The 752-nt window shown below is 40.0% G+C and carries 1 protein-coding gene; it reads right to left on the bottom strand.

Annotated elements, in window-relative coordinates:
* Window positions 1-181: helix-turn-helix domain-containing protein (locus ACQEXR_RS20295; RefSeq protein ID WP_427021052.1), on the bottom strand; the 181-nt coding region annotated here is incomplete at its 3' end.
* Window positions 182-752 lie beyond the last annotated feature (571 nt).

Here is a 752-nt window from a genome sequence, read left to right as displayed (position 1 = left end):
TGCTGAGGTGGCGAGCGACCGTCGATTCATGAATCCGAAGGGCTTGAGAAATCATGGCCTGACTCCAGCCTTCAGAAACTAGTAAAACCGCTTTAATACGGTCGCAAACTCGACTATCACGTTCAATGTCGTCCATTTGTTCGAGTTGCAATTTCTGTTGAGGAGTCAGTGTGATTTTCATGGTTAGTAGCATGATCCTGATTCTATTGAAAATCAAGCACCTTCAATGATCACGGGTATAGGATAATGTTGTTTTTGTGAACATGAGCCAGAAAATATGTTCAACGTTAATATTTAGGCTGTTATCAGATTCCTCAAAATTGGTTGGTTTCGCTCAACGTTGGTAGCTAGGTTTGCAAACTATTGTACATATAGAAGCCATGTTTACTTGTTTGATAGGCTTCTTATTAGTCACGCGAGAAGTGGAAATAGGGCATTTTCTCTTTCCAAGCCTGCTATGCGCTTTAAACAATATCAAATAGGTAAAAAACATCCTGATTGTACAAAGTTTTGCTCCAGAGTGGCAGTGATTAGCTAACCTCAGTCATGCCTTCCCCGCTTCCTTCAAGAGTTCGTATGAATTGATAAAATGGTACGAACATTGCTAGGGTCTGTTGATCTTTCGTGATGATTTTTTGAACGGCATGGTGAAGGTTATACCCCTGATCATTGAAAATGCTTGATTTTATTTAGAATCAGGATCATGCTACGAACCATGAAAATTACACTGACTTCTCAACAGAAACTGCAAC

Origin of the sequence: Vibrio sp. TRT 2004, assembly GCF_050113735.1 — a bacterium.
GTDB lineage: Bacteria > Pseudomonadota > Gammaproteobacteria > Enterobacterales > Vibrionaceae > Vibrio.
The sequence above is the reverse complement of the archived record's forward strand: the minus strand, read 5'-3'. Positions and strand labels throughout refer to the sequence as shown.